General features: G+C 42.4%; 5 protein-coding genes and 1 pseudogene. All 6 read right to left on the bottom strand.

The window, feature by feature from the left end:
- A partial coding sequence (locus V7K56_RS19115) for a filamentous hemagglutinin N-terminal domain-containing protein (RefSeq protein ID WP_334912499.1) occupies positions 1–1,269 on the bottom strand: 1,269 nt, incomplete at its 3' end.
- 406 nt (positions 1,270–1,675) lie between these two features.
- Positions 1,676–2,218, bottom strand: coding sequence for a hypothetical protein (locus tag V7K56_RS19110; RefSeq protein WP_334912497.1), 543 nt, complete (start codon positions 2,216–2,218; stop codon positions 1,676–1,678).
- A 277-nt stretch (positions 2,219–2,495) separates the two neighbouring features.
- Positions 2,496–2,703, bottom strand: a pseudogene (locus tag V7K56_RS19105) (IS1/IS1595 family N-terminal zinc-binding domain-containing protein); the annotation flags it as partial.
- 71 nt (positions 2,704–2,774) lie between these two features.
- Positions 2,775–5,096: a transglutaminase TgpA family protein gene (locus tag V7K56_RS19100; RefSeq protein WP_334912495.1), complete on the bottom strand. Its 2,322-nt coding sequence runs from the start codon at positions 5,094–5,096 to the stop codon at positions 2,775–2,777.
- A gap of 526 nt (positions 5,097–5,622) precedes the next feature.
- The gene (locus tag V7K56_RS19095) at positions 5,623–6,600 is read right to left on the bottom strand and encodes a PatU (RefSeq protein WP_334912493.1); all 978 of its coding nucleotides are present in this window, start codon (positions 6,598–6,600) and stop codon (positions 5,623–5,625) included.
- A complete protein-coding gene (gene hetZ, locus V7K56_RS19090) occupies positions 6,593–7,798 on the bottom strand; it encodes a heterocyst differentiation protein HetZ (RefSeq protein ID WP_334912491.1) in 1,206 nt (401 codons plus the stop codon). The genes V7K56_RS19095 and hetZ overlap by 8 nt, the downstream gene beginning before the upstream one ends.
- Between the last annotated feature and the right edge of the window lie 34 nt (positions 7,799–7,832).

The following is a 7,832-nucleotide window of genomic DNA, read 5'->3' as shown; positions in this document are numbered from 1 at the left end:
TCCAATAGATTCTTTATAAGTGGAAGCTGAAACCTGCGCCCCATCTTGAATAATCAACTGCCCAGTTTCAATCTTCAATTCTCCGGCAGTTCCAGAGCCTTGTGTTACAGTAAACAAGCCACTGGGGTCACCTTGTGGCGAGGTTCCAATCAGTTGAATAGAGTCCTTTGCATTGACAGACAAAGTTCCTCCCCCTCCAATAGATTCTTTATAAGTGGAAGCTGAAACCTGCGCCCCATCTTGAATAATCAACTGCCCAGTTTCAATCTTCAATTCTCCGGCAGTTCCAGTTCTTGTTGTCCCAGTCGACAGACTGCTTCCTCCCAAGAGTTTTACTGACTCCGATGCGTTTACCACTAATGTTCCCCCCGATTTTGAGACTACAGTATCAACCGCAATACTTGAATTATCGGCGAGTGTAACGCGCCTGCCTTGTACCTGGATAGCACCACCGCCTTCACCACTAGCATCTACTGCTGCATAATCGGTAAGAGATATATCTGATCGCGCTACACTATCAGGGAAACTTAAGCGAAAATTGTTGTTATCAATGTTCAACCCTACCGTTCCTACTCCTGCCAATCCTCCTAATTCAACTCGACCATCTGGAGCATCCATGACCGCTCCTTCTAAATTCACATCACCTCCCAATAGCACTAAACTCTGACTCTCAGGAACGGATAGAGTTGCTTCATTGACTTGAATCGACTTAATCGGCTGAGATAGAATTTGATTGAATAGAAATGCAGAAGGATTTACTCTCAGCAAGGGGTTAAGCGGATTGACGGGTGAAGTCATAGAAAATTCTCCACCACCTGGAAACCGGATCGCACTGGCTGTTGTTGCGATAAATGAACCGCCAATATCTAAGTAGGCATTTTCTCCAAATATGATGCCGTTGGGATTTATTAAAAAGAGATTAGCTTTACCTTCAGCTTGAAGTGTTCCCTGGATGTCAGAGGGGTTTCCCCCTGTAACTCGCACCAAAATATTGTTGATAGTACCGACGTTACGGAAACTGACTACCTCATCAGGTTTAACACTAAAGTTGCTGAAACTATGGAATAAATTTGTATTGCCAACGGTTGTACCCCCTGTAATAATATCCAAGGTTGTGTTGTCGATTCGCTTTACTTGAGTTCCCACAGAGGGATCAGGAGTCACCTGAGCGGATGTGCTGCCTGCTTCTATTCCAATCGCACCTACTAGAATCACCAAGCCCAACAACCCTAAGTGACAACCGTGACCAAACCAGTTTCTGAAACTCACAGAACTTGTCTCCTAACCTTGAAAGTTACTTCATTGCAAGATAGAACATCACCTTAGTAATGTTGGTGCGAACCTTTGCCCCTACCCCTGCTGGAAGGTTAGGTTTTTGATTACTAATCCGCTGTTGTGACAGTAGTGACTAGATGAATTTTAGAACTTACGCACTTTACTAAAGAATCATCCTGTATATCAACCTAAATACGTCGTTTCAGCCTTTTGCAAATCACCCTTTATTGCTTACATAAACTAGCAAAAACCACAGCGAAAAGTCAGATCTGCGGTTCCTGCTGATGCCTGCGGCAACGCCAAAGGCGAACTGAACTTTTCAAGAAAGGTATCGCAAAAAGGTAATTGAAAAATCTAATTAGAAGCCTTGAAAATCATACCTACTATTCTGACTTTTTTGTTACTGCGTAAGTCTTAAATCGTTAGCAAAGTCAAGGTTAGGAGGCAGCCAAGCTAACTGCTGACTAACATAAAATAGAGCACCAGTGTTTTCGTTATAGCTTAAATAATCAGGAAATCTGATACCCCGACCAATTATTGTTGCTTGAGGAGATTCATCGCCACCAGTGAGAATGTCATTACCACCTCCTCCAACTAAGTAGTCTTTACCTGATCTAGCTATTAGAGTGTCATCGCCTTTATAATCTTTAGAGATGGCGTTAGGGGCGCTGCCAATACGAGAAATAGGAGGGGTAGTAATTTCAAGACGATCATCATAAACTGAGAAGTCTGTAATTGTATCAATATCGCCATCTGAGTAATTCAGGACAAAGGTATCTCTACCAGTACCACCAGTGAGAATGTCATTACCACCTCCTCCAACTAAGTAGTCGTTACCCGACCCACCTATTAGAGTGTCATTGCCTTCATAGCCGTTTATTTGATTGTTTCCTTGAATCGCAGTTAAATAGTCGTTTCCAGGGGTGCCTTGAATAATTTCCACGTTCGTTACTCACGGATAAATGAGTGTTTCTACTGTTGATCTTAATTAGGGCTTGCTGAATGAAGGTGTAACGTTTTCTATACAAGGGGTTCAAGCCTTTTTTTACCAAACAAGTGCAAGGCTATAACATCTAGAGTCTCAAAACCCTTGCACAATCGTTAGCGATCGCTGGGGAAATTTAGAAACTGAGTAACGAAACAACTATTTTGCAACCTGTGTGGCTTCTAGATTCGCTTTAGAGACTTATTCAGCAAGCCCTAATTAATTGGCATTATAGAACTCCTTTATCCTGCTCAATTGCTCGAAATCCCATGCCATTGACGTATGACCTTAAACATTCTTGCTTGATTTCATCTGAGTACCCTTTTGGTGGACTGTAAACATCAATAAATTGACGACCACAACAGACACAAATGTGATGCAAGTTTACCTCTTCGTTTACCATTTTTTCTAATTTCAGTAGAGTTGCAGTATGGACATTGCACAGTAGATCACCTCAATTCATCCCTCTATTATGCAATGCCTCTTAATCGGCAAGAATACATCAAACAATGAGTTACTTAGCAGCCTTTTTGATACCTTTCCATCTTTGTCGTAGTTGCTGCAAGTTAGGTGTATGACCGCCATAACGCCAGCCAACATAAGCTTGACAAATTTCATCTATGACCTCAGCAGTTGCTAGAGTATGATGCTGGTATGAGACTCTGGCATACTCTAAAGGTGTTTGTGCTGGATGTTTGCCTAAACCTTTTTGGGTTGTCCATTGCAACATTTGTTGATAAAGGCTCTCCATCGCTGGCAATTTCTTTAACCATCGGCGGTTGCGCCACTTTCGCCACTGACCCCAACCTAGCCAAGCGAAGAAAGCCGTTGTAGTCCCCACAATTAAGCCAGTTAATACACCGAACCAACCTTGGGAGAATAAAGCTAAAAACCAAGCGATCGCTCTAATCACCCACTTAAATATTGTCTCAAATAGATTATTCAACAAACCTGTCACCGGAGAAGGTAGCCAGCCAGCAACCCAATGCCACAATTGGCGCAACACACTAAAAGTCTGAGTATCTTCAATGGATGGCGGAATCAGAGGATGATTGGGAATAGGGTCAAAGGCAAACCAACCATATTTCGGAAAATACACTTCCGTCATCGCATAAGCATCAGTATTACGGACAACATACAGCCCTGTAAATGGATTAAATTCTCCGGCGCTAAACCCTGCTACCAACCGTGCGGGAATACCAATGGAACGCAACATCACCGTGAGAACTGTAGAGAAGTGGTCTGGATAGCCTCCCTTTTGCTTAAACAAAAAAGTTTCTACCAAGTCTTCTTTTTCACTCAAATAAGGTAGTTCTAAAGGATTTTGGGGAATAGAGTAGCGTTGCTTTAAATATTGAGCTAAGTAGAGAGCCTTCTCATAAGGTGAATCCAGGCTTTTAGCAGACTTTGCGACTTTTTCTTGATTGTAGTTAGCGAGGATTTCTTCGGTACGTTGTCGGACTTTTTCGGCAATTTCGGGAGGAATTTGCAGATAATGCTTTTTAATTTGTGGTGGATATTTAGTAGAAGCTTCACTTAACAAAGTGCGATCGCGGTATGGCACTTCGGAAACTACTGTGTAGGTGAGACCTTGTGATAATTCTACAGGTGATCGCAATCCGTCTTCCTTATCAACAGCGATTACTGGTGCTGGAAAGTAAACTTCTTTAGGATAAGTCATCGCTGGAATCAGGTTGGGCAAATCCGACACCACTGTATAAGTTTGTACTACCTGTTGGGTTTTACCGATAATCACAGATGGAGAAATAAAAATTTGGTAAGACCAAGGCGATCGCCTAACAGTCGTCACATCTTCATTGCGAGAAACTTCCCACCCTTTCCCTGTATAACGATCAAATCCTAATACTCGCCAAAAACCCTCAGCTTGCGATCGCACCCGCATGACAACCTTGGGTTTCATCTCGCCCCGCAGGTTTTGATTTATTTGACTATTAAAACCGTAATAAAAATTATTATCTATTTTACCTGGTTGGCCAGTTTGATTTTGTCCTGTACCACCGCTACCACTGCCTTGATTATCAGCTTTACCTTGGCGGACATAACCGGGATTAATGATACTACGTCCGGTGAAATTATTTTTTACTTGAATAGCAGAACTTACAGGAAAATTTCGTAATTGATAACCGGGAAATCTAGGTAAAATAGCAAAAATTGCCAGCCCTAGACCAACAATTAGTAAAAAATTTAGAATTAAAAACTTGAAATTAAGACTTGAGGAATTCTGCTGATTTAATTTTTCATTTTTTATTTTTAATGGCTGCAAACCCAAGCGTGAGCGGTAATCTAGTACTAGAGTTGGCAGAGCGATCGCTAAAAATAACAGCAACACAGGTGCAAATGCGAAAGTCTGACTTAGAGTTGCTGCCACACCCAATAAAATCAGTCCGATAACAATCGAATAGCCCAAATTTTTCCGGCGGGGTGTATCAAAGCTGTGTAACACCTGGAGTTGAATTAATAACTCTGCCAAACCCAACCGCGTATCATTCAACTCTCCCACTAATCGCCCAAAGAAAGCACCCAGTGCTACTAACATTCCAATGGCGATGCAGAATTTAATTGCAACATTGCGATCGCGGCGACGATAATAACTCCAAATCGCACCCACTAGACTTAGGGGTAATGCCCAAAAACTAAATGAAGTTTCAGCAGCAATATCCGTCGCCACAATTCCCAAAATAACCAACGCTAGCACCAGCACCCGCAAAGAAATAGAATCTTCCACTTCAATCAAAGGCGACCCCTGCGGATTTTGCCGCCAGAAATTATCTACAGGGATACGCCAAAACCGATTCATCCTGGATAAGTTAAACATTTGAGTCTAATAGAAGCAATGATGTAGATGCAACAAACACAATGCAGGGGACATATACCAATTCAAAATTCAAAATTCAAAATTCAAAATTAAGAAAGCCAGACAGAACAAAGGTTTGGGAATATGTATCTGTCGTATTCTTTTTTTAAATTGGTATAATTATTTACCCTACTACTGTATCAAAAAATGACGTAGCGTTTCTTAATCATAAGTAAAGTAGATCATCGACCCCTCGTCGCTTGCGGGGAGGGGTTCTTGTACTTCACTCAAGCGATAACCGCTATAGATAAGGGGTAGAGATGGAGATACACGAGAAATGGGTGACGCGGTAAATCGAGAAATCAAATACTTTCTCAATATCCCTATGTCCCCATATCCCCGTGTCCCTGTGTCTTTGTAATAACTGCTTCTCGTAGACACCCTAATGACCGTTTATTGAAAAATGAGATAAGCTTCAAAACCAGGAAAATCCTCTTAATATATATCGGCGTTGATTGACATAGTGTGCTAGCGGTGGAAATTTAAACTAAATTGTGGGATTAATCACAAACAACAACGACTGTTCGTCTATTTCTGGAAATTCAACTTCCAGGGTATAAGTTGGGTTAAGTTGTTCGCAGCCTAACTCTACATTTAAGTATCCCGAAGTCGAAGATGTTGTCATTGCTAAAGTGCCGCTTCCCCGCAGCGTCAAAGTTCCTTTAACAGGTAACTCAGCTTGAACAAGTAACTTCGTAAGTTTACCTAGAGACTGGTACTCTACTCTGATATTTAAAGTACCAACACTGGTTAGCCATTGTCTTTCTACTACCGGACTAGTCGGTGAAAGTGGTAGAGTCAGATTTTCCAGTAATTGTTTAGCTGCTAGCAACGACAAAGCCATCTGTTGACGCGGCTGTAAATCTGAGTAATCGCTCTGAATAGCGGGCATTGCCTCCAGAGTATTTACAGACCGATAAGTGCTTCTTAGCACCAATCCAGCTATGTCATTTAGTGCTTGAGACTCATTGGGAAAAAAGTTCTCCACCACTTGAACTAATTTTGCCCCCAACGGCACTGAAGATGTCACCAAAGCCTGACACTGTTCTAACAATTGCTGGAAAACTTTTTCTGGTAAGCGAGTCGGCAAGTTCAACTTCGACTGTTGTACCATCCATCCCCAGCTAGGAACGAGTGTCATTGACGGCTCATCAACAAAATCAGGATATTCGATTAATTGTGTTTCCCAGGGAAACAACGGTGGATGTTCTTGGGCTTGGATTTGTAAGCGATGCTTAAGGACAGCTTGAAAACGATCTTGCACAGTAGGAATTTCTCCCAGTTGAAAGGTCTGGGGCGTTCCTCCCAATTTTGGCTTACTGCTTTTTGAAGCAGTGGCTTCCTTGAGGAGGTTTTTTACCCCGTCATTTTCCTCACATTCTACCGAGTGCTCGTTATTTTTGACATTATCTGTCAATAACAAATCGAGACACTGGTGTTGTAAGGATTCTGAGTCACTATTCATGAGTAGATGCACCCGATCCGGAAACTAATGAGTTACGAATTTCCCAAGCTTGCTCAAGAATTTTAAACCATCGTTTTTGCAGTTGTGCCATTGACAGCCCTAAAGTTTTTGCTATTTTTTCATCAGATTGTCCTTGTTGCTTCAACTCTAATAAAGACCGTTGCTTACTGTCCAGGTGTGCTGTGTATACTTGCCATTGCTGAGGAGTTAAGCCCAAATTGGTGTTTAAAGATGCTTCCAGCCACTCGTGAACTAATTCCCAACGGTGCAACAGGGCGAACCGAATCAAATGATATTTAAAGCGCTGCTGCAAATAATCTCTCTGACGAGGAGTTAAACCTAAAATCGACTCAATTTCCTGTGCTGATAAATCCTGGAGGCGGAGAGAAAAGTAATCAGCGCAGTCAGATTGTTGTCGTTGTTCGAGATAATTCATTAATTCTGTAACGACAACGGAGCGCAAGGTGTCTTCTTCAGGTTCGGGTTCGGCTTGCGTTGCCATTGTGGAGCGCAATTGGTGAATTGCTGGTTCTTCCCAAGAACCGTCACCTTCATTATTGCTACCTTCTGCGGCTTGTTCTATATCTACGCTGGTTTCTGGGGGCTGCTGTTGGGAAAAAGTTTGTGCCCGCAGGATAATTAGCTGTTGCTGGCGACCTGGTAAGGGAATGCGTCGCTTGCCGTAGCGCTCGGTAAATGCCATATACTCAGACAATTCCAAGAGCGTCTGAGGGCGATAAGTAGTACCAAGTTGATTTTCTCGCCGGAAAGCATTCAACGCCTCTAAATAAAAACTCTGGAGAAAATCTTCAATTATCGTCAACCGCCCTTGATAGCTCAATTGTCTCTGAGGAGGATTAATATACCGATAAATAATTGCACTCAGAGTACTGTGTAATTCGACTCTGCCCCGATTTGAACCCAACTGATAGTACCTGAGACACTGTTGCAGCCGATGCCGAGCCAAGGTCATCGCCGAGCTTTCTACAGATCCAGAAGCTTGGATACGTTTACTCTCATGACAAATCCGGTAGACTTCGGTGGTAATACGTGTTGCGACATCGTGACAGTTTTGTTCCGAAGCTTTGGTTGACTGCTGAAACTCCTTGGATAGGAGTTGAAAGATCGCCTCCACGCCTGTAGAATTTTCTCCCAGAATAGTTGCAGATGGAATAGTTGCGGTTGCGGCTGAATTCATAGTCTCGGTTTTCAAAAGACCCTAACTTACTTAA

The organism is Nostoc sp., from assembly GCF_036917535.1.
Taxonomy (GTDB): domain Bacteria; phylum Cyanobacteriota; class Cyanobacteriia; order Cyanobacteriales; family Nostocaceae; genus Nostoc.
This window is presented reverse-complemented; position numbering and strand designations above follow the sequence as displayed.